The following is a 19736-nucleotide window of genomic DNA, read 5'->3' on the forward strand; positions in this document are numbered from 1 at the left end:
TGCGAAGGGGCAGCAAGAGCGCAGGAAGAGCGCAGGAAGAGCGTAGGGAAACGCAGGGAAAGCGCAGGAAAGAGCGACTTCCGCCAGTGATCACTGGCAATTTACGTACTCCCGGGTAGTGACATACCGCGCGGTACGTGCGCAGAATCTCCACACCCTTTCTGCCACGTAGCGCCCACCGGGAGGACGCCCCGTGTACAGCACCATGCAGGACGTACAGCTGACCGTGAGCCGCATCCTCAAGCACGGGATGACGATCCACGGAAAGTCCACCATCACCACCTGGACGGGCGAGCCGGAGCCGCACCGCCGCACGTTCGCGGAGGCCGGAGCACGCGCCCACCAGCTGGCCAACGCCCTGCGCGACGAACTCGGGGTGACCGGCGACCAGCGCGTGGCGACCCTCATGTGGAACAACTCCGAGCACGTCGAGGCGTACTTCGCGATCCCCTCCATGGGCGCGGTCCTCCACACCCTCAACCTCCGTCTTCCCCCCGAGCAGCTGGTGTGGATCGTCAACCATGCCGCCGACCGGGTCGTGCTCGTCAACGGCTCCCTGCTGCCGCTCCTCGTCCCGCTGCTCCCGCACCTTCCGACGGTCGAGCACATCGTGGTCGCGGGCCCCGGGGACCGTTCCGGTCTCGAGGGCATCGCGCCGCGCGTGCACGACTACGAGGAGCTGATCGCCGGCCGCCCGACCACGTACGACTGGCCGGAGCTCGACGAGCGTTCCGCCGCGGCCATGTGTTACACCTCCGGCACCACCGGCGACCCCAAGGGCGTCGTCTACTCCCACCGCTCGATCTACCTGCACTCCATGCAGGTGAACATGGCCGAGTCGATGGCCCTGACCGACAGGGACACCACCCTCGTCGTCGTGCCGCAGTTCCACGTGAACGCCTGGGGCCTCCCGCACGCCACCTTCATGACCGGCATCAACATGCTCATGCCGGATCGTTTCCTCCAGCCGGCTCCGCTCGCCGAGATGATCGAGCGTGAGCGGCCGAGCCACGCGGCGGCCGTCCCCACCATCTGGCAGGGCCTGCTCGCCGAGGTCACCGCGAACCCCCGCGACCTCTCCTCCATGGCCCAGGTCACCATCGGCGGCGCGGCCTGCCCGCCCTCCCTCATGGAGGCCTACGACCGGCTCGGCGTCCGCCTCTGCCACGCCTGGGGCATGACCGAGACCTCCCCGCTGGGCACGATGGCCCACCCGCCGGCCGGCCTGAGCGCCGAGGAGGAGTGGCCGTACCGCGTCACGCAGGGACGTTTCCCCGCCGGAGTCGAGGCGCGGCTCGTCGGCCCCGGCGGCGACCACCTGCCCTGGGACGGCGAGTCGGCGGGCGAGCTGGAGGTGCGCGGCACCTGGATCGCGGGCTCGTACTTCGGCGGTGTCGACGGCGAGGAGATCCGCCCGGCCGACAAGTTCAGCGAGGACGGCTGGCTCAAGACGGGCGACGTCGGCGTGATCAGCCCCGACGGCTTCCTCACCCTCACCGACCGTGCGAAGGACGTCATCAAGTCCGGCGGCGAGTGGATTTCCAGCGTCGACCTGGAGAACGCCCTCATGGGGCACCCGGAGGTCGCCGAGGCGGCCGTCGTCGCCGTACCGGACGAGAAGTGGGGCGAGCGGCCGCTCGCGACCGTCGTCCTCACGGACGGGGCCACGGCGGACTACGAGACGCTGCGGTCCTTCCTCGCGACCGAGGGCGGCATCGCCAAGTGGCAGCTGCCCGAGCGCTGGGCGATCGTGCCGGCGGTGCCGAAGACGAGCGTCGGCAAGTTCGACAAGAAGGTCATCCGCAGGCAGTACGCGGAGGGCGAGCTGGACGTGACGCAGCTGTAGTCACGGCGAAGTGGACGGGCACGGGGGCGGGAAGGGCTTAGGCCCCTCCCGCCCCCGTCCGCATGCCTAGTTGGTGCCGATCTTCGCGAGCAGATCGACGATCCGGGCCTGGACCTCGGTGCTGTTCGACCGCTCGGCGAGGAAGAGGACCGTCTCGCCGGAGGACAGCTTCGGCAGCTCCTCCTCGTCGAGGTCGGCCGAGGTGTAGACAACGAGCGGAGTGCGGTTCAACTGCCCGTTCGCGCGCAGCCAGTCGATGATCCCGGCCCGTCGGCGGCGCACCTGCATCAGGTCCATCACGACGAGGTTCGGCCGGGTCTGCGTGGCGAGCGTGACCGCCTCGGTGTCCGTGGCCGCGCGGGCGACCTGCATGCCGCGCCGCTCCAGGGTGGCGGCGAGCGCCTCCGCGATGTCGTCGTGCTCCTCGATCAGCAGGACCCGGGACGGGTGCTGCTCGCTGTCGCGGGGCGCGAGCGCCTTGAGGAGTACGGCGGGGTCGGCGCCGTAGGCGGCCTCCCGGGTCGCCTGCCCGAGACCGGCAGCGAGCAGCACCGGCACCTCGGCGGCGACGGCGGCCTGGCGCAGCGACTGGAGCGCGGTACGGGTGATGGGACCGGTCAGCGGGTCGACGAAGAGCGCGGCCGGGAAGGCGGCGATCTGGGCGTCGACCTCCTCGCGGGAGTGCACGATCACCGGGCGGTAGCCGCGGTCGCTGAGCGCCTGCTGGGTGGAGACGTCGGGCGCGGGCCAGACGAGCAGCCGGCGCGGGTTGTCGAGCGGCTCGGGGGGCAGCTCGTCGTCGACGGGCCGCGGCGCGGGACGGTTGGCGACCTCGACCGCGCCACCGGGGCCGTCGAGCGGCTCGGGGCCTTCGGCGGAGCCCTCCGCGGGCGCCCCTATGGCGTAGGCGCGGCCCTCGGGGGCGGCCGGGGAGAGCCCGAGCGCGGCCTCGGGGGAGGACTGCGGGTGCGGCTTGGCCGTGTTCTCGGCGGCGGCCGGTGCGGGGAGCGCGGCCGGCGCCGGCGGGTCGACCTCCGGCGGGGTGGCGAGCTTGCGCCGCCGCCCGGAGCCGTTGGAGGGCGCGGGGGAGCTCACGGGCGCCGCGGGAGGCGCGACAGGAGCCGGAGGCGCGATCGGAGCGGACGGAGCGGCCGGGGTGATCGGAGCGCCGGACGCGGCCGTCGGCGGGACGAAGGGAACGCCCTGCCCGAGGGTGCGCACGCTGAACGCCCGCCCCTGGGTCGAGTCCTTCGGCATCGGCAGCTCGGGCGGCAGCGGTACGGAGCCGGTGCCCGTCCCGGAACCGGTGACGCTCTGCGGCGCGGGCAGCGGCGCGGGCGCGGGGGCCGGGACGGCGCCCGGCAGCGGGGTCGCCGACGGGGGTACGGGCGCCGGCGGCGCCATGGCCCGGCGGCGGCCGCTCGGCTCGGGCAGCGGCTGAGGCTGCTGCGCGAGGTGCGGATGGGGCTGCGGGGGCGTGTGGTCGGAGCCCGGGACACCGCGTACGGCCTCGTGCCGGCCCTCGTCGGAGACGGGCAGCGCGGCGGAGACCGGAACCGCAGCGGGAGCGGGACCCGGAGCGGGGACGGAATCGGGGCGGTCCGCGTCGGCCGGCGGAAGCGCGAACGGCGTCCGGGGCCCGGCCTCGGCCGCCGCCGCCCGCTCCTGCGCGGCGGCCAGCGCCCGGCGGCGGCGCCCGCTCGGCTGGGCGGCGGGCACGTCACCGCCGGAGGCGACGGCGGGCAGGGCGAGGGCGGGACCGTGGGCGGGACCGTGGGCGGACACGGGCGCGTTCGCGTGCTCCGCGGCGACACCCTGCGGCGGCACGGCGGCGCCCAGCGCGGCCCGTCCCTGCGCGCCCTCGGCGGCGGTCACCACGGACCCCTCGGCGGGACGACCCCGACGGCGCCCGGTGGGCTCGACGACGGGGGCAGCCGGAACCGGGGCCGAACCCGGAGCCGATGGGGCCGGTGCCGAAATCGCGGCCACGGCGGCGTTCTGCTGGGCAGGGATCAGTTCGGCGGGGCCGGACGACTCTCCCGTACGGGCGCGGCGTCGGCCGCTCGCCTCAGTGCCCTCCGCGGAGACCGGGCTCTCCAGGAAGGCGTCCGTGGAGGCGCGTCGGGCCCGGCGACGGCCGCCGCCGGAGGTCTCGCCCTCCGCGCCCGTGGCCTGCGCGGGCAGCGCCGGAACCTCCCGTGCACCGGAGTCCGGCGACTTCGGCTCGGAAGCGAGAGCGGGTACGGACGCGGGCGGGGCCGCAGGTGCGGGGACGGTCCCCCGCCCTGCCCCGAGCGGGACTTCGAGGACGTACGCGCCGCCGCTCGTACCCGGTACCTCGTGGGTCTGCACGACACCGCCGTGCGCCGCCACGATCCCGCGCACGACCGGCCCGTGGACCGGGTCGCCGCCCGCGTACGGGCCGCGGACCTCGATGCGTACGACGTCCCCGCGCTGGGCGGCCGCGACGACGATCGTGGAGTCGACCGGTCCCGCGCCCTGCGCGGCGGCCCTGTTCTTGCCGGTCGCGTCGACGCCGGCGACGTCCGCGACGAGGTGCGCGAGCGCGGTCGCGAGCCGGTCCGGGTCCACATCGGCCTCGATCGGCGGCGCGTGCACGGCGAACTGCGCGCGGCCGGGCCCGATCAGCTCGACGGCCGCGTCGATGCCGGCCGTCACGACCCCGTCGAGCAGCGCGACCCGCCGGTCGAGCTTCTCCGCGCCGGAGTCCAGGCGCTGGTAGCCGAGGACGTTGTCCACGAGCGCCGTCATCCGGGCGTATCCGGCGGTCAGATGGTGCAGCACCTGGTTGGCCTCGGGCCACAGCTGCCCGGCGTCGTCGGCGGCGAGCGCGCCCAGCCGGGTGCGCAGTTCCTCCAGGGGCCCGCGCAGCGACTCGGCGAGGACGGCGGTCAGCTGCTCGTGCCGGGCGGCCAGCGAGGCGTACCGCTCCTGCTGCGCCTCCCGCTCGGCCGCGTGCCGCTCGGCGCGGTCGGCGAGCTCGGCGGCGTGCTCCTCGGTGAGCTGCTCGTACGGCCTGCGGTCGGTGAAGGTCATCACGGCGCCGACGAGCTGGTCGCCGTCCCGGACGGGAGCGGTCGTGAGGTCGACCGGCACCCGGTCGCCCTTCTTCGCCCACAGCACCTGCCCGCGGACCCGGTGCTTGCGCCCGGACTTGAGGGTGTCGGCGAGCGGCGACTCCTCGTACGGGAAGGGCTCGCCGTCGGCGCGGGTGGCGAGGATCAGCGGGTGCAGCTCCTGGCCGCCGAGCTCACCGGCGCGGTAGCCGAGGATCTGCGCGGCGGCGGGGTTGACGAGGACGACCCGGCCGTCGGTGTCCGTGCCGACGACGCCCTCGGACGCGGCGCGCAGGATCATCTCGGTCTGGCGCTGCGAGCGGGCGAGTTCGGCCTCGGTGTCGAGGGTGCCGGTGAGGTCCCGCACGACGAGCATGAGCAGTTCGTCGCCGGTGTAGCCGCTGTACGAGTCGTAGGCCTCGCGGCCGTCCTCCAGGCTGGCGCTGGTCACCTCGACGGGGAACTCGCTGCCGTCCGTGCGGCGGGCGATCATCCGGGTCGGCTTGGTGCGGCCGCGCTCGTCCGTGCCCTCGGGGCGGCGCATGGAGCCGGGGATGAGGCGCGAGTCGAAGCCGGGCAGCAGATCGAGCAGGCCACGGCCGACGAGCGCGGTGCCGGGGGTCTCGAACATGCCGAGGGCGATCGTGTTGGCGTTGACGACCGTGCCGTTGCAGTTGACGAGCACGAGGCCGTCGGGGAGGGCGTCGAGTATGGCTGCGAGGCGAGCAGCGCCTCGGGATGGCCTGCTGCTCACGACGACGGTTCCTCCCTGACCCACTGCACGTGCTTGCCTGTCGGCAGGCGGGCCCCATCTTGCCCCTCGGGCCGCAGCCTGTCACTGAGGGAGTCTAAGGGAGCCGCCGCCCGCCCTTCATTGCGCGCGCCCTGCCCGTGCCATCACGCGCGCCCTTGCCACTGTCATTGCCCGAGCGTGGGCAGGAACGGTCGGAGGTTCTCCCAGCGGTCGATCTCGCAGCCGTTGACGCGGGAGAAATGCGCGTCGATCTTGCGGCCTTGCCAGGTGCCGGTGACGTGCGCGACGGCGTTCCCCCCGTGGATCTGGGTGCAGAACGCGTCCTGCGGAACGGGCTTGAAGGGGTTCACACCCTCCTTCGCGAACTGCTCGAGCCGCGCGCAGGCGTCCTCGGCGTCCGGGTGCGTCCCGCCGGCCCGGTCGTCGCAGGTCAGCTCGAACGTGCCGTCGGCGGCCGGCCTGCCGCTCTCGGCGATCGTCACGGTCAGCGTGTCGGGCGGGGAGAGCAGGGGCAGCGGCGGCAGGGGGCCGAGCCCGGCGGACCCGGCGGCGGCGGTGGCGAGGGTCGCGAGGGCGAGACGGCGCAACATACGGATCTCCAGGAGCGGCGGTGTACGGCGGACACGGGTGCGGGAGCGAGCGGGGTGCCGCGGGTGCACGGTGTCCCGCTCCTCTAACGCTCCGGGCGCCGGGGCGTTGCGCAAGCGGGGTGCGCCGGGTGGGCGGCGCGGGCCCCCGGGGCTTTGCCCTGGACCCCGGAGGCCTAGTACGGTGAGAATCGATTGGTGACAGCCGGTTCGCCTGTGTCATCATCTGCACGCACCACTCGCGTAGGCGCGGGGTGCATGGAGGCGTCGCCTAGTCCGGTCTATGGCGCCGCACTGCTAATGCGGTTTGGGTCTTAAAGCCCATCGAGGGTTCAAATCCCTCCGCCTCCGCCCCTACCGAAGCCCCGGCCCACAAGGCCGGGGCTTCGGCCGTTCCCGGACACGCCACCTCAGGCACCCGATGTGACCCCGGTCTCTTTCGACGCGTTTCCGCCCCTCGGGCCCCCGCCGACGCCCCTCGACCGCCAGCCCCTCGAACCTCCCCAGCGCGACGTTTTCGCAGGTCACAAGGGGTGGGGTGAATGGATTTCACATGACGGCGGCAGTCATGTAATGTTCTTCCTGTCGCCGCGAGCGGGTCGAAAGACCGGGGAGCGAAGACGGAAAACAAAACAAGCACTCGTAGCTTAACGGATAGAGCATCTGACTACGGATCAGAAGGTTGCAGGTTCGAATCCTGCCGAGTGCACATAGATAAGAGGCCCGGACGAGAGTCCGGGCCTCTTGCGTTTCCGGGCGGTACGGCAGCGGAGTGTGGCAACCGCGTCAGCCGTCACTGCCTATGGCCTTGGATCCACGGGTGCCGTCGGCCGTCGGTCGTGCCGTCGGTCTGAGCCCCTGGGCGAGTTCGTTCAGGATCACCTCGTGCGCGTACAACACGGCCTCTCACCCCCGATGCGTATGCGCCGACGGTAGTACGTCCACGACTGCCTGCCAGTGGGATTTCTGGGGTTGGAAGGCGGGGCCCCGAGCAACCGTCGACGTGAGCTAGCCCGTTGTTGACCGTTCCGGCGCATAGGCGAGAGGCCCCGGACGAGAGTCCGGAGCCTCTTGCGTTGGTGTGGTTTGGCGTCGGATGATCGTTCTTTCTCATCAATGGGGGTTGGGGTATGGCACTTTTCGGGAACGCGCACGCGATCGATCCGGCGCAGGCGCAGCAGGACTACGCGCGGCTGCTCGGGCAGGGGGAGCAGGTGCACGCCGCGTATCTGCTGATCCGCGACACGATCTTCTTCACCGACCGGCGGCTGGTGCTCGTCGACAAGCAGGGCATCACCGGCAAGAAGGTCGAGTACCACTCGATCCCGTACCGGAGCATCACGCACTTCGCCGTCGAGACCGCCGGCACCTTCGACCTCGACGCCGAGCTGAAGATCTGGATCTCGGGCAACGCCGTGCCCGTCCAGAAGACCTTCACCAAGGGCGTCGACATCTACGAGGTGCAGGCGATCCTCACGCAGTTCGTCGCGAAGTAGCAGTTCTGCGCGTTTGGGGGAGGCTCCCGGGATTTCCGGGGGCCTTCCCCTTTTGGGTGAACCTGTCTGATTTGCATGTCAGTTGAATATGCCCTCGGCCTAGCTTGCGTCGTGGAGGTGATGATCGATGGATGCGATCGACATCGATGACATGGTGCACGTCGCCACCGGGGCGCGTTTGAGGCGATTGACCGCGCCGGACGGGACGCACTGGTTCCCGGTCGTGGACGTGGCGAGGCGGTTGGGGTACGCCGGGACGCGGGAGGCGTTGCGGACGGTGGTGTTGCCCGAGGGGTGTCTGGCCGGGGCGGGGGAGCTCGCCGGGAGTGCCGCGATACTCGCCCTCAGCGGCGTCAGGGCCTCGGCGCGGATGGTGAACCTGCCGGGGCTCGTGCAGCTCGTGGGTGCGTGCCGGAGGCCGGAGGCCGCGCCGTTCCGGGCGTGGGTCGCGGAGGTCGTGACGGCCGTCCAGCGGGACGGCGGCTACGGGCTCCAACCCTCGCCCGTCCGCGCCGGGTTCCTCCTGCCGCCGGAGCTCGTCGACGCGCTCGTCCGGCTGGAGGGCGAGTTCGACGAGCAGAGCGCCGCGTACGAGGAGTACGCCGACCGCGCGGAGCTGCTCCGCGAGACACGCGAGAACCTCGCAAGGGCCGCCGACTCCCTTGCGCGTCTCTCCGTGCCCCGGCAGCGCACCGGTGCCGCCGTCGCCGCGCTCACCCCGCAGCAGCTCGTCGAGTCCTGGGCCATCACCGGCGACATGCGGACGGTCGCCTGCTGTCTCGCGCCCGCGCTCGTGCGGGGCGGGGTCCGCTACCGGCCCCAGGACGTCACCCTGCGCACCGGCCTGTCCGGCGAGTGCGTCCGCGACTGCGTCCGGATCCTCCTGGAGCGCGGCTGTATGCGGGAGGTGGGTGCTCCTGATCCTGACGGGGCTCGGATCTATGTGTTGCCCTGAGGCCCGCTGCCTTGAGGCGGGGCGGTCTGAGGTGGGGTGGCCACTGCCACCACCTGGTACTCGTCCGCGTACACGATGCGGCCCGGTGACGTCGACTCCAGGCGTACGCACGGCACGTCGTGCGCCCGCAGGATGCGCAGGTACGGGGCAACCCGGGCCAGTGCCTCCGTCGCCGTCGGGCGGAACCAGGCCGCCGCCCCGGGGTTGAGCACCGGGTCGTAGACCGTCGGGTCGGTATCCGACGGATTCGGGAAGTGGGCGTCGTACCAGTCGTTGGAGGCGCGCCAGATCGCGTACTCGTCCGGGGAGAGCCGCCCCTCCCCGGCGAGTGCGTTGGCGAGGCCGAAGACGCCGGGGTGATGGCCCCGGGGGCCTCGGGTCGGGGACTGGAAGCGGATGTGGCGGAGACTGGACACCACAGCAGGGTAGGGAGGCGTGGACCCGTGGAGTGGTGGTGTCGGGGGCTCGGGTGGAGCGGTGGGGCGCCCGGGTTGCGGTGGCGGGGCGGGAGGGTGAGTGCTCTCGCCTATGGGCAGCAGCTCGCCTTCCGGGCCGTCGGGGTGCGGCGGTGTCCGGGTGCCCGGGGCAATCCCTGTCCGCTGGAGGCCGTCGTGTCCGGTCGGGCCACCGGGGGACGGTGCGGGGAGTGCGCGCGGCTCGACCGGGCGCACTCCGTCGCGGCGGACACCCTGCTGGACGACCCGCAGCCGTACCGCGTCTATCTCGCCTGGTTCGGGCCCGGGATGACCAAGGTCGGGATCACCGCCGAGGCCCGTGGCGAGGCCCGGCTCCTGGAGCAGGGGGCCGTCGCCTTCAGCTGGCTCGGGCGGGGGCCCCTGATGGCCGCGCGCCGGACCGAGGAGGTGCTGCGGCAGGCCCTCGGCGTGCCCGACCGGATCGCGTACGAGCGGAAGCGGGCCGTGCGCCACGTCCTGCCGCCCGCCGAGGACCGTGCCGGGGAGGTCGAGGAGCTGCACCGTCGCGCCCGGGCGGTCGGGGGCTGGACGGAGACCCTGGAGCCGCTGGACTTCGTGCCCCGCGACCACGTCGGGGCCTTCCACCTCGACGGGCTGCCGGCGCTCGACGGGACGGTCACCGAGCTCGTCGACGGCGGTGTCGTCACCGGGCGGCTGCTCGCCGCCGCCGGGCCCGATCTGCACCTGCTCGACCCCGGCGGGCGCTGCGTCGTCCTCGACACCCGGCTCATGGGGGGATGGGCGCTCCAGCGGGTCGAGGACGGGGAGGCGTTCTCGGTGCCGGTGGCCTCCGTGGCCGTCGCGGAGCCCGAGAGCGCTCAGGGCGAGCTCTTCTGATGCTTCGTAAAGTCTTGGATCCCTTTGGCCTGCGCCCGTGGACATCCCGGCCCGGCCCGGACGAGGGTGATCACATGACTCCGAAGCTGGTGGCGGGCCTGGAACCGCCCTACTACACCGCCCTGTTCACCTCCGTCCGCCCCGAGGCGCCCGAGGGCTACGCCGAGACCTCCTCCCGCATGCAGGAGATCGTCAAGGACATCCCCGGGTTCCTCGGTTACGAGTCCGCCCGCACCCCCGGCGGCATCGGCATCACCGTCGCCTACTTCCGCGACCTCGACTCCCTCGACGCCTGGCGTCTCGACACCGAGCACCAGGCCGCCAAGGCGCACGGGCGGGAGCACTGGTACCAGAGCTACAGCGTCCACATCGGCAAGGTCGAACGGAGCTACAGCTTTGAGCGGGAGTAGCGGGAGTAGCGGGAGTAACGGGATTAGCGAGAGTGACGACATCCGGGCGCTTGTCGCGCGGCTCGGGATCCCCGGACTCGTCGACGTGCACACGCACTTCATGCCGCAGAACGTCCTCGACAAGGTCTGGGCGTACTTCGACTCCGCCGGGCCCCTGACAGGCCTGGAGTGGCCCATCACCTACCGCGAGGAGGAGGACCGCCGGCTCGCGATCCTGCGAGGGTTCGGAGCCGTCGCCTTCACCGCGATGCTCTACCCGCACAAGCCCGGCATGGCCGCCTGGCTGAACGCCTGGGCCGCCGACTTCGCCGCCCGCACCCCCGACTGTCTGCACACCGCGACCCTCTTCCCCGAGCCGGGCGTCGACACGTACGTCCGCGAGGCGCTCGACGCCGGCGCCCGCGTCTTCAAGGTGCACCTCCAGGTCGGCGGGTTCGACCCGACCGACCCGCTGCTCGACAGCGCCTGGGGGACCCTCGCCGACAGCGGTACCCCCGTCGTCGTCCACTGCGGCTCCGGGCCCACCCCGGGGAAATTCACCGGCCCCGGACCCATGGGGCGGCTGCTCGACCGGCATCCCCGGCTGCGGGTGATCGTCGCGCACATGGGCATGCCCGAGTACAGCGACTTCCTCACCCTGGCCGAGCGGTACGAGGGCGTGCGCCTCGACACCACCATGGCCTTCACCGACTTCAGCGAGCGGCTCGCGCCCTTCCCTCCGGCGGAGCTCGGGCGGCTCGCCGACCTCGGCGACCGGATCCTCCTCGGCTCCGACTTCCCGAACATCCCCTACCCGTACGCCCACCAGCTCCACGCCCTCGAACGCCTCGGGCTCGGGGACGACTGGCTCCGGCGGGTCCTCTACGAGAACGGGGCCGCCTTGTTTCACGTGAAACCGAGCCTGTCCCCCTGAGGGCCTTTCTCAGGGAATTCACAGGGAAGGGAAAGAAGGCTCTCAGCGGCGGCGGAGAGCGTGGTCCCATGACCGTCACCACACGCCGCCCCGGCACCCGCGCCGACATGCTCCGTGCCGACGGGACCGCCGTCCGCGTCCTTGTCGTCGACGACGAGGCCTCGCTCGCCGAGCTCCTCTCCATGGCCCTCCGCTACGAGGGCTGGCAGGTGCGGAGCGCCGGTGACGGCGCCGCCGCCCTGCGTTCCGTACGCGAGTTCCGGCCCGACGCCGTGATCCTCGACGTGATGCTGCCCGACGCCGACGGGCTCAGCCTGCTGGGCTCGATCCGGCGCGAGCTGCCCGACGTGCCGGTCCTCTTCCTGACGGCGAAGGACGCCGTCGAGGACCGGATCGCCGGGCTCACCGCCGGCGGCGACGACTACGTCACCAAGCCCTTCAGCCTGGAGGAGGTCGTCGCCCGGCTGCGCGGCCTCATCCGCCGGTCCGGCGCGGCGCTGGCGCGCAGCGAGTCGCTGCTCGCCGTCGGGGACCTGACCCTCGACGAGGACAGCCACGAGGTCACCCGGGGCGGGGACTCGATCCACCTCACCGCGACCGAGTTCGAGCTGCTGCGCTACCTCATGCGCAACCCGCGCCGGGTGCTCAGCAAGGCGCAGATCCTCGACCGCGTCTGGTCGTACGACTTCGGCGGCCAGGCCAACGTCGTCGAGCTCTACATCTCCTACCTGCGCCGGAAGATCGACGCGGGCCGCGCCCCGATGATCCACACCCGGCGCGGGGCCGGGTACCTCATCAAGCCGGGGGAGTAACGCCCGTGCGTGGAGGACGCCGGCGGCCGTGGTCGCTACGGACCCGGCTCGTCGTCTCGGCGGTCGCGCTGATCGCGGTCGTTGCGGCCGTCATCGGGACGGTCACGACCATCGCCTTCCGCTCGTACCTGTACGACCAGGCCGACGAGCAGCTGAACCGCGTCTCGATGCGGGCTTCGGGCCCGCCGGTCTCCATGGGTTCCCCTCCCGGCATGCCCGACCCGGGCGGGTCGAAGGACCTGCTCGCGTTCGTTCAGGCCGGCGCCCGGATCGGCACCCTCGGCGCCGTCCTGGTGGACGGCGAGGTGACCACGGCCGGGTACTCGGCGGAGGTCGCGTCCGAGGACGCCGGGGAGTTCGGACGGAACGTCCGGACCATCCCGCTCGACGCGGCCCAGCGGGCCGCGCTCGCCGCCGTCCCCCGTGACGGCGAGCCGCACACCGTCGAGCTGCCCGGCGCCCTCGGCTCCTACCGGGTCGAGTACGCGGAGGGCGTCGAGGGCACCTTCCTCACCGGCATCCCGCTCGCCGAGGTCGACGACGCCCTCTCCACCCTCGTCCTCGTCGAACTGAGCGTCACCGGCGCCGGGCTCATCGCCGCGTCGATCGCCGGGACCGTGCTGGTCCGGGTGGCGCTGCGTCCGCTGCGACGGGTCGCCGCCACCGCCGGACTGGTCGCCCGCCTCCCGCTGCACAGCGGAGAGGTGGCGCTCCATCAGCGGGTCCCGGAGGCGGAGGCCGATCCGCGCACCGAGGTCGGGCAGGTCGGCGCGGCCATCAACCGGATGCTCGACCACGTCCACTCGGCGCTCGACGCCCGCCAGCAGAGCGAGACCCGCGTCCGGCAGTTCGTCGCGGACGCCAGCCACGAGCTGCGCACCCCGCTCGCCTCGATCCGGGGGTACGCCGAGCTGACCCGGCGCGGCCGGGAGGAGTGCGGGCCCGACACCCGGCACGCGCTCGGCCGCATCGAGTCCGAGGCGACCCGGATGACGGGTCTCGTCGAGGACCTCCTCCTGCTCGCGCGGCTCGACGCCGGACGGCCGCTCTCGTACGAGAGCACCGACGTCGTCCCCCTCGTCGTGGACGCCCTGAGCGATGCCCGGGCCGCCGGGCCCGAGCACCTCTGGCGCCTCGAACTGCCCGAGGACGGCGAGGCCGTGACCGTGCTCGCCGACGGCGCCCGCCTCCAGCAGGTGCTCGTCAACCTCCTCGCCAACGCCCGGACCCACACCCCGCCCGGCACGAAGGTCACCGCCCGCGTCCGCTCCGACGGGCCGAGCGTGCTCGTCGACATCGAGGACGACGGGCCCGGCATCCCGCCCGAGCTCCTGCCCTCCGTCTTCGAACGGTTCGCGCGCGGCGACGCCTCCCGCTCCCGGCACGCCGGCTCCACCGGTCTCGGCCTGGCCATCGTGCGTGCCGTCGTGCTGGCCCATGGTGGTGGCGTGGGCGTCGAGAGTGCCCCGGGCCGGACCGTCTTCACCGTCCGGCTGCCCGCAGAGCAGCACTCACAGGCTGGGCACAGGCTCATCACACAGCCGTGACAGCGGGCCCGGCGAGTGTCGTCGGCATGCGAACTCCAACGATCGCGGGCCCCGCGTCCGGGACTCCCGGCGCCCTTCCCGCCCGGGAGCACCTGCCGGTGAGCGTCGCCGGAAGGCCCGTCCTGGACGTGGTGATCCCCGTCTACAACGAGGAGAAGGACCTGGAGCCGTGCGTCCGCCGGCTCCACGACCACCTCATCCGGACCTTCCCGTACGGCTTCCGCATCACGGTCGCCGACAACGCCTCCACCGACACGACCCCCGTCGTCGCCGCGGCCCTCGCCGCCGAGGTGCCCGAGGTGCGCTCCGTACGGCTTGAGCAGAAGGGCCGCGGCCGGGCGCTGCGGACGGTCTGGTCGGGCTCGGACGCCCCCGTCCTCGCCTACATGGACGTCGACCTGTCGACCGACCTCAACGCGCTGCTTCCGCTGGTCGCGCCGCTCATCTCGGGCCACTCGGACCTGGCGATCGGCTCCCGGCTCGCCCGCTCCTCGCGGGTGGTGCGCGGGCCGAAGCGGGAGTTCATCTCGCGGGCGTACAACCTGATCCTGCGCGGCTCGCTGGCCGCCCGCTTCTCCGACGCCCAGTGCGGCTTCAAGGCGATACGGCGGGACGTCGCCGAGCGGCTCCTCCCGATGGTGGAGGACACCGGCTGGTTCTTCGACACCGAGATGCTCGTCCTCGCCGAGCGGGCCGGGCTCCGCATCCACGAGGTGCCGGTCGACTGGGTCGACGACCCCGACTCGACCGTGCACATCGTGAAGACGGCCACCGACGACCTCAAGGGCGTGTGGCGGGTCGGGCGCGCCCTCGCGACCGGCTCGCTGCCCCTCGACCGGCTGGCCCGGCCCTTCGGGGACGACCCCCGGGACCGCGACCTCAGCGGAGTGCCGGGCGGGCTCGCGCGCCAGCTCGTCGGCTTCTGCGTGGTCGGTGCGCTGTCCACGCTCTTCTACGTCGCGCTGTACTCGGCCTTCCGGCTCGGCGTCGGCCCGCAGTTCGCCAACGCCGGCGCCCTGCTCGTCTCGGCCGTCGCCAACACGGCGGCCAACCGGCGCCTCACCTTCGGCGTACGGGGCCGGGACCGGGCCGTCCGCCACCAGGCCCAAGGGCTGGTGGTCTTCGCCATCGGCCTGGCCCTGACGAGCGGTTCGCTCGCGGCCCTGGGCGCGGCGACCGGCGATCCGGCGCACTCCACGGAGCTCGCCGTCCTGATCGTCGCCAACCTCGCCGCGACCGTCCTGCGCTTCCTCCTCTTCCGGCTCTGGGTCTTCCCGGACCGCGCCTCAGCAAGGAACGACCGATGACCACCATGTCCACCGCGGCCCATGCCACGCCGTCCCGCGGCCGCCCGCTCGTCCGGCTCTGGCGCGGGCGCGCCGAGGACGCCCCCTGGGTCCGGCCGGCCTTCCTGGGCCTGCTCGCCGTGACCACCGCGCTCTACCTCTGGAACCTGAGCGCCTCCGGCTACGCCAACTCCTTCTACTCCGCCGCCGTCCAGGCGGGCGGCGAGAGCTGGAAGGCCTTCTTCTTCGGTTCCCTCGACGCGGCCAACGCCATCACCGTCGACAAGCCCCCGGCCGCGCTGTGGCCGATGGCGCTTTCCGTCCGCCTCTTCGGGCTCGGCTCCTGGCAGATCCTGGTGCCCGAGGTTCTGATGGGCGTGGCCACGGTCGCCGTGCTCTACGCGGCCGTCCGGCGCCGCTTCGGCGCGGGCGCCGGTCTGATCGCGGGCGCGGTCCTCACGCTGACGCCCGTCGCCGCGCTGATGTTCCGCTTCAACAACCCGGACGCGCTCCTCGCGCTGCTCATGACGGTCGCGGTGTACTGCGTGCTGCGCGCCCTGGAGCAGGAGAAGGGCGCGGCGAAGTGGCTGGTCTGGGCCGGGGTCGCCTTCGGCTTCGCGTTCCTCGCGAAGACCCTCCAGGCCTTCCTGATCCTGCCGCCGCTCGCGCTCGTGTACGGGGTGTGCGCGCCGAGCGCGATCGGCCGCCGCATCGGTCACCTGGCCCTCGCCGGGCTCGCGATGATCGTGTCGGCGGGCTGGTGGGTGGCCCTGGTCGAGCTGTGGCCCGCGGCCTCCCGTCCGTACGTCGGAGGCTCGCAGAACAACAGCTTCCTGGAGCTGACCTTCGGCTACAACGGCCTCGGCCGGATCAACGGCAACGAGACCGGCAGCGTCGGCGGCGGCGGTCGCGGCGGCGGCCAGGGCGGCGGCTGGGGCGAGACCGGGATCGGCCGGATGTTCAACGACTCGATCGGCGGTCAGATCTCCTGGCTGCTCCCGGCCGCGCTGATCCTGCTCGTCGCGGGGCTCGTGGTCACCTGGCGGGCTCCCAGGACGGACACCGCGCGCTCGGCGTTCCTCGTGTGGGGCGGCTCGCTGCTGATCACGCTCGCCGTCTTCAGCTTCATGGCCGGCATCTTCCACGAGTACTACACGGTGGCCCTCGCCCCGTACCTCGCGGCGCTCGTCGGCATGGGCGCGGCGGTGCTGTGGGAAGAGCGCACGCGCCGGCTCGCCTCGGCGGCCCTCGCGGTGACGGTCGCGGCGACGGCGGTGTGGGGCTGGACGCTCCTCGGCCGGACGCCGGACTGGCTGCCGTGGCTGCGCTGGGCGGTCCTGGTGGCGGGCTCGGTGGCCGCGCTCGGGCTGCTCTTCGCGGGGCGGATCGACCGGCGCCTCGGGCTCGCGGTGGCGGGCCTCGGTCTGGCGGCGGGGCTCGCGGGCCCGTTCGCGTACACCTTGGAGACGCTGGGCACCGGGCACCAGGGCTCGATCGTCACGGCGGGCCCGGCGGGCGGCGCCATGGGCGGCCGGGGCCCGGGCGGCGGCATGCGGATGTTCGAGGGCGGAGCCTTCCCCGGTGGCCAGGGCGGACAGATGCCCGGTGGTCAGGGCCAAGGCCAGGGTCAGGGCCAAGGCCAGGGTGGTCAGATGCCTGGTGGCCAAGGCGGTCAGGGCGGTCAGATGCCCGGCGGCACCCCGCCCCAAGGAATGCCGCAAGGAATGCCGCAAGGCATGCCCCAGGGCATGCCCCAGGGCATGTCCCGAGGCGAAGGCGGCCCCGGCGGTGGCGGTGGCGGCATGGGCGGGCTCCTCAACGGCGCCAGCGTCGGTACGGAGGCCAAGGCGGCGCTCCTCGCGGACGCCGACGACTACACCTGGGTCGCGGCCACGGTCGGCGCGCAGAACGCGGCCAGCTACCAGCTCGCCACCGAGAAGCCCGTGATGGCGATCGGCGGCTTCAACGGCAGCGACCCGTCCCCGACGCTCGCCCGGTTCAAGCAGTACGTGGCCGAAGGGAAGATCCACTACTTCATCGGCGGCAGCGGGAGCGGCACCGGTGAGAGCGCCACCGGCACCGGCGAAGACGGCGGCCGGATGGGCGGCGGCCCGGGTGGCGGCCCCGGCGGCGGTAACTCGGAGATCTCCACGTGGGTCTCGGAGACCTTCGAGAAGGTCACCATCGGCGGCGCCACCTTCTACGACCTGACACAGGAGAAGTAGGGCCCCGGAGAGAAACCGCTATACAGCGTACGAGAGTCCTTGTACGGTGTACGAGACCTAGTCCCGTACACCGTACAAGGAGTCCTGCCCATGACGGCGCCGACCGCCGCGACCGAGCAGACCGCACCCGCCGGCGGCCACCCGCAGCGCTGGCTGATCCTCGGCGTCATCTGCCTCGCCCAGCTCACCGTGCTGCTCGACAACACCGTGCTCAGCGTCGCCATCCCCTCGCTGACCTCCGAACTCCACGCGACCACCACCGACATCCAGTGGATGATCAACGCGTACTCGCTCGTCCAGTCCGGCCTCCTGCTCAGCGCGGGCAACGCCGCCGACCGCTACGGCCGCAAGAAGCTCCTCGCCGCCGGTCTCGCGCTCTTCGGCCTCGGCTCGCTCGCCGCCGGCCTCGCCGACTCCACCGCGCAGTTGATCGCCGCCCGCGCGGGCATGGGCGTCGGCGGCGCGCTCCTCATGACCACCACGCTCGCCGTCGTCATGCAGATCTTCGACGACTCCGAGCGGGTCAAGGCCATCGCGCTCTGGTCCACGGTCGCCTCGCTCGGCTTCGCCGGCGGGCCGCTGATCGGCGGCGTGATCCTCAACCACTTCTGGTGGGGAATGATCTTCCTCATCAACATCCCGGTCGCGCTCCTCGCGCTGGTCGCCGTCCTCAAGCTGGTCCCCGAGTCCAAGAACCCGCAGGGCGACCGCCCCGACCTGCTCGGCGCGCTGCTCTCCACGATCGGCATGACGGCCGTCGTCTACGCGATCATCACCGGCCCCGAGCACGGCTGGCTCTCCGCCGAGGTCCTGATCCCGGCCGCCATCGGTCTCCTCGGGCTCGGCGCCTTCGCGCTGTGGGAGCTGCACACCCCGTACCCGATGCTCGACATGCACTTCTTCCGCAACCAGAAGTTCGTCGGCGCCATCGGCGGCTCGATCCTCGTCGTCTTCGGCATGGGCGGTTCGCTCTTCCTGCTGACCCAGCACCTGCAGTTCGTGCTCGGGTACGAGCCGCTGGAGGCGGGGCTGCGGATGGCGCCGCTGGCGCTGACGATCGTCGCCCTCAACCTCACCGGCATCGGCCCGAAGATCGTCATGAGGCTCGGCACCCCGCCCACGGTCGTCCTCGGCATGACCCTGGTCGCCGCCGGGCTCACCTCGATCTCGCTCCTCGGCGGCGGCACGGACGGCAGCTACTGGGGCATGCTCCTCGGCCTGGTCCTGATGGGCGGCGGCATCGCCGTCTCGTCCCCGGCCATGGCCAACGCCATCATGAGCTCGATCCCGCCGGAGAAGGCGGGCGTGGGCGCCGGTATCAACGGCACCCTCGCCGAGTTCGGCAACGGCCTCGGCGTCGCCGTCCTCGGCGCCGTGCTCAACGCCCGCTTCGCCGCCCTCGTCGCCGTCACCGCCACGTCGCTCCCGGCCGCCCTGGCCGCCGCGGGCAGCGAGGCCGAGCGCCAGGAGATCTCCGACGCCTTCGCCTCGGGCCTCCAGACCAGCCAGCTGGTCGGCGCGATCGCCGTCTTCGCCGGCGGTCTGGTCGCCGCGGCCCTGCTCCGCCGGGCCGAGCGGACGGAGAAGGCCTTGACGCCCGATCAGCCGGTCGCTGCCTAGCATGGTGACGGACCGCTGACAGACGGAGGAACGCGATGGTCAAGGCAGCCGATCGGGCCAAGAACCCGGCGCGTTCCAGCGTCTGGCTGGAGGAGAGAGCGCCCCGAAGCGGCGGTGGTCCGGCCGGGCTCGACCGGGACCGGATCGTCGCCGCCTCGATCCGGATGCTCGACGAGGAGGGCCTGGCCAAGCTGTCGATGCGCAAGCTCGCGACGGAGCTCGGCGTCACGGCCATGTCCCTCTACTGGTACGTCGACACCAAGGACGACATCATCGAGTACGCCGTGGACACGGTCTACGGCGAGATCGACCTCGCCGCGGTCGACGCCGCGGGGGACTGGCGGGAGCGGATCCGGGTGCTCGCCCTGGACTACCGCCGGATGCTGGTGAACCACCCGTGGATGTCGCCGTGCGCCGGCCAGTACCTGAACATCGGACCGCACGCGATCCTCGTCGGCGGGAAGATCCAGGAGGCGATCGGGGACACCGGGCTACCGATGACCCGTCAGCCGAGCGCGATGTCGGCGGTCTTCCAGTTCGTGTACGGGTACGGGACGATCGAGTCCCAGTTCGAGCGGCGGGCGGCCGAGGCCGGCATGTCGCAGGACGACTTCTACGGCGAGTCGATCAGGGCCTTCCGCGACGACCCGCAGTTCGTCGAGGCGCTGGAGCCGATGGCGGAGATCCTCGACGAGCGCGCCTCGCACGGCAGTGTCACCGCCATTTGGGACCGCGACTTCGACTACGCCCTGGAGGTGCTCATCGCGGGCATCGAGGTCATGGTCGAGCGGAGCCGTACGGAAGACGCCCCGGGGACGTGACCGCCGGGCTCTGGACATGACGGAGCGGCGGGCCGTCCCCTGCCCGCCGCTCCGTTCCCGACCCGGCCGCGCCT

The 19736-nt window shown here is 72.6% G+C and carries 15 protein-coding genes and 2 tRNA genes; 14 read left to right on the forward strand and 3 right to left on the reverse strand.

What is annotated here, in order from left to right; genetic code table 11:
* Nucleotides 1–193: 193 nt before the first annotated feature.
* Entirely contained in the window at nt 194–1846 is a 1653-nt protein-coding gene (locus ASC82_RS28440) for a long-chain fatty acid--CoA ligase (RefSeq protein ID WP_056653903.1), read from the forward strand.
* 66 nt (nt 1847–1912) lie between these two features.
* On the opposite strand, the gene ASC82_RS28445 is transcribed toward ASC82_RS28440, so the two are convergent.
* Together ASC82_RS28445 and ASC82_RS28450 are read right to left on the reverse strand one after the other, a co-directional pair.
* Nucleotides 1913–5677 (reverse strand): PAS domain-containing protein, encoded by a 3765-nt coding sequence (locus ASC82_RS28445; RefSeq protein ID WP_056653905.1) that lies wholly within the window; start codon nt 5675–5677, stop codon nt 1913–1915.
* Between the two features lie 164 nt (nt 5678–5841).
* Entirely contained in the window at nt 5842–6267 is a 426-nt protein-coding gene (locus ASC82_RS28450; protein ID WP_056653908.1) for an SSI family serine proteinase inhibitor, read from the reverse strand.
* A 257-nt stretch (nt 6268–6524) separates the two neighbouring features.
* Here ASC82_RS28450 and ASC82_RS28455 point away from each other — a divergent pair.
* The 4 genes from ASC82_RS28455 (at nt 6525) to ASC82_RS28470 (ending at nt 8715) form a co-directional block, all read left to right on the forward strand.
* Nucleotides 6525–6615 (forward strand) — tRNA-Ser (locus tag ASC82_RS28455).
* 285 nt (nt 6616–6900) lie between these two features.
* Nucleotides 6901–6973: transfer RNA gene (locus ASC82_RS28460), tRNA-Arg, on the forward strand.
* Nucleotides 6974–7394: 421 nt separating this feature from the next.
* The gene (locus ASC82_RS28465) at nt 7395–7760 is read left to right on the forward strand and encodes a PH domain-containing protein (RefSeq protein ID WP_056653911.1); all 366 of its coding nucleotides are present in this window, start codon (nt 7395–7397) and stop codon (nt 7758–7760) included.
* A gap of 127 nt (nt 7761–7887) precedes the next feature.
* Complete coding sequence (locus ASC82_RS28470) at nt 7888–8715, forward strand: Bro-N domain-containing protein (RefSeq protein ID WP_056653914.1); 828 nt, start codon at nt 7888–7890, stop codon at nt 8713–8715.
* On the opposite strand, the gene ASC82_RS28475 is transcribed toward ASC82_RS28470, so the two are convergent.
* Nucleotides 8700–9131: a hypothetical protein gene (locus tag ASC82_RS28475; protein WP_056654387.1), complete on the reverse strand. Its 432-nt coding sequence runs from the start codon at nt 9129–9131 to the stop codon at nt 8700–8702. The genes ASC82_RS28470 and ASC82_RS28475 overlap by 16 nt on opposite strands.
* A 27-nt stretch (nt 9132–9158) precedes the next feature.
* Between ASC82_RS28475 and ASC82_RS28480 the strand changes: the two genes are divergently transcribed.
* From ASC82_RS28480 to ASC82_RS28520, 9 genes are all read left to right on the forward strand, one after another.
* On the forward strand, nt 9159–10028 hold the full coding sequence (locus ASC82_RS28480; protein WP_056653917.1) for a DUF2797 domain-containing protein: 870 nt from the start codon (nt 9159–9161) through the stop codon (nt 10026–10028).
* Between the two features lie 74 nt (nt 10029–10102).
* The gene (locus ASC82_RS28485) at nt 10103–10438 is read left to right on the forward strand and encodes an antibiotic biosynthesis monooxygenase (RefSeq protein ID WP_056653920.1); all 336 of its coding nucleotides are present in this window, start codon (nt 10103–10105) and stop codon (nt 10436–10438) included.
* Between the two features lie 22 nt (nt 10439–10460).
* Nucleotides 10461–11351 (forward strand): amidohydrolase family protein, encoded by an 891-nt coding sequence (locus tag ASC82_RS28490; protein ID WP_056654392.1) that lies wholly within the window; start codon nt 10461–10463, stop codon nt 11349–11351.
* A gap of 68 nt (nt 11352–11419) precedes the next feature.
* Nucleotides 11420–12163, forward strand: coding sequence for a response regulator transcription factor (locus ASC82_RS28495; protein WP_056653924.1), 744 nt, complete (start codon nt 11420–11422; stop codon nt 12161–12163).
* 5 nt (nt 12164–12168) lie between these two features.
* Complete coding sequence (locus ASC82_RS28500; RefSeq protein ID WP_056653927.1) at nt 12169–13710, forward strand: HAMP domain-containing sensor histidine kinase; 1542 nt, start codon at nt 12169–12171, stop codon at nt 13708–13710.
* A gap of 26 nt (nt 13711–13736) precedes the next feature.
* Nucleotides 13737–15017, forward strand: a complete 1281-nt coding sequence (locus tag ASC82_RS28505; RefSeq protein WP_056653931.1) for a bifunctional glycosyltransferase family 2/GtrA family protein — start codon at nt 13737–13739, stop codon at nt 15015–15017.
* Nucleotides 15014–17221: a glycosyltransferase family 39 protein gene (locus tag ASC82_RS28510; RefSeq protein WP_056653934.1), complete on the forward strand. Its 2208-nt coding sequence runs from the start codon at nt 15014–15016 to the stop codon at nt 17219–17221. The genes ASC82_RS28505 and ASC82_RS28510 overlap by 4 nt, the downstream gene beginning before the upstream one ends.
* Before the next feature lie 90 nt (nt 17222–17311).
* Nucleotides 17312–18841, forward strand: coding sequence for an MFS transporter (locus ASC82_RS28515; RefSeq protein WP_056653937.1), 1530 nt, complete (start codon nt 17312–17314; stop codon nt 18839–18841).
* 35 nt (nt 18842–18876) lie between these two features.
* Nucleotides 18877–19662 carry a TetR/AcrR family transcriptional regulator C-terminal domain-containing protein gene (locus ASC82_RS28520; protein WP_056653940.1) on the forward strand — a complete coding sequence of 262 codons (786 nt, stop codon included), beginning with the start codon at nt 18877–18879 and terminating at the stop codon, nt 19660–19662.
* Nucleotides 19663–19736 lie beyond the last annotated feature (74 nt).

Origin of the sequence: Streptomyces sp. Root431, from assembly GCF_001426585.1 — a bacterium.
Taxonomy (GTDB): domain Bacteria; phylum Actinomycetota; class Actinomycetes; order Streptomycetales; family Streptomycetaceae; genus Streptomyces; species Streptomyces stackebrandtii.

Coding starts and splice junctions, on each gene's coding strand:
- ASC82_RS28450 (WP_056653908.1), bottom strand. CDS start 6,267: ATGTTGCGCCGTCTCGCCCTCGCGACCCTCGCCACCGCCGCCGCCGGG.
- ASC82_RS28465 (WP_056653911.1), top strand. CDS start 7,395: ATGGCACTTTTCGGGAACGCGCACGCGATCGATCCGGCGCAGGCGCAG.
- ASC82_RS28470 (WP_056653914.1), top strand. CDS start 7,888: ATGGATGCGATCGACATCGATGACATGGTGCACGTCGCCACCGGGGCG.
- ASC82_RS28485 (WP_056653920.1), top strand. CDS start 10,103: ATGACTCCGAAGCTGGTGGCGGGCCTGGAACCGCCCTACTACACCGCC.
- ASC82_RS28495 (WP_056653924.1), top strand. CDS start 11,420: ATGACCGTCACCACACGCCGCCCCGGCACCCGCGCCGACATGCTCCGT.
- ASC82_RS28505 (WP_056653931.1), top strand. CDS start 13,737: ATGCGAACTCCAACGATCGCGGGCCCCGCGTCCGGGACTCCCGGCGCC.
- ASC82_RS28510 (WP_056653934.1), top strand. CDS start 15,014: ATGACCACCATGTCCACCGCGGCCCATGCCACGCCGTCCCGCGGCCGC.
- ASC82_RS28515 (WP_056653937.1), top strand. CDS start 17,312: ATGACGGCGCCGACCGCCGCGACCGAGCAGACCGCACCCGCCGGCGGC.
- ASC82_RS28520 (WP_056653940.1), top strand. CDS start 18,877: ATGGTCAAGGCAGCCGATCGGGCCAAGAACCCGGCGCGTTCCAGCGTC.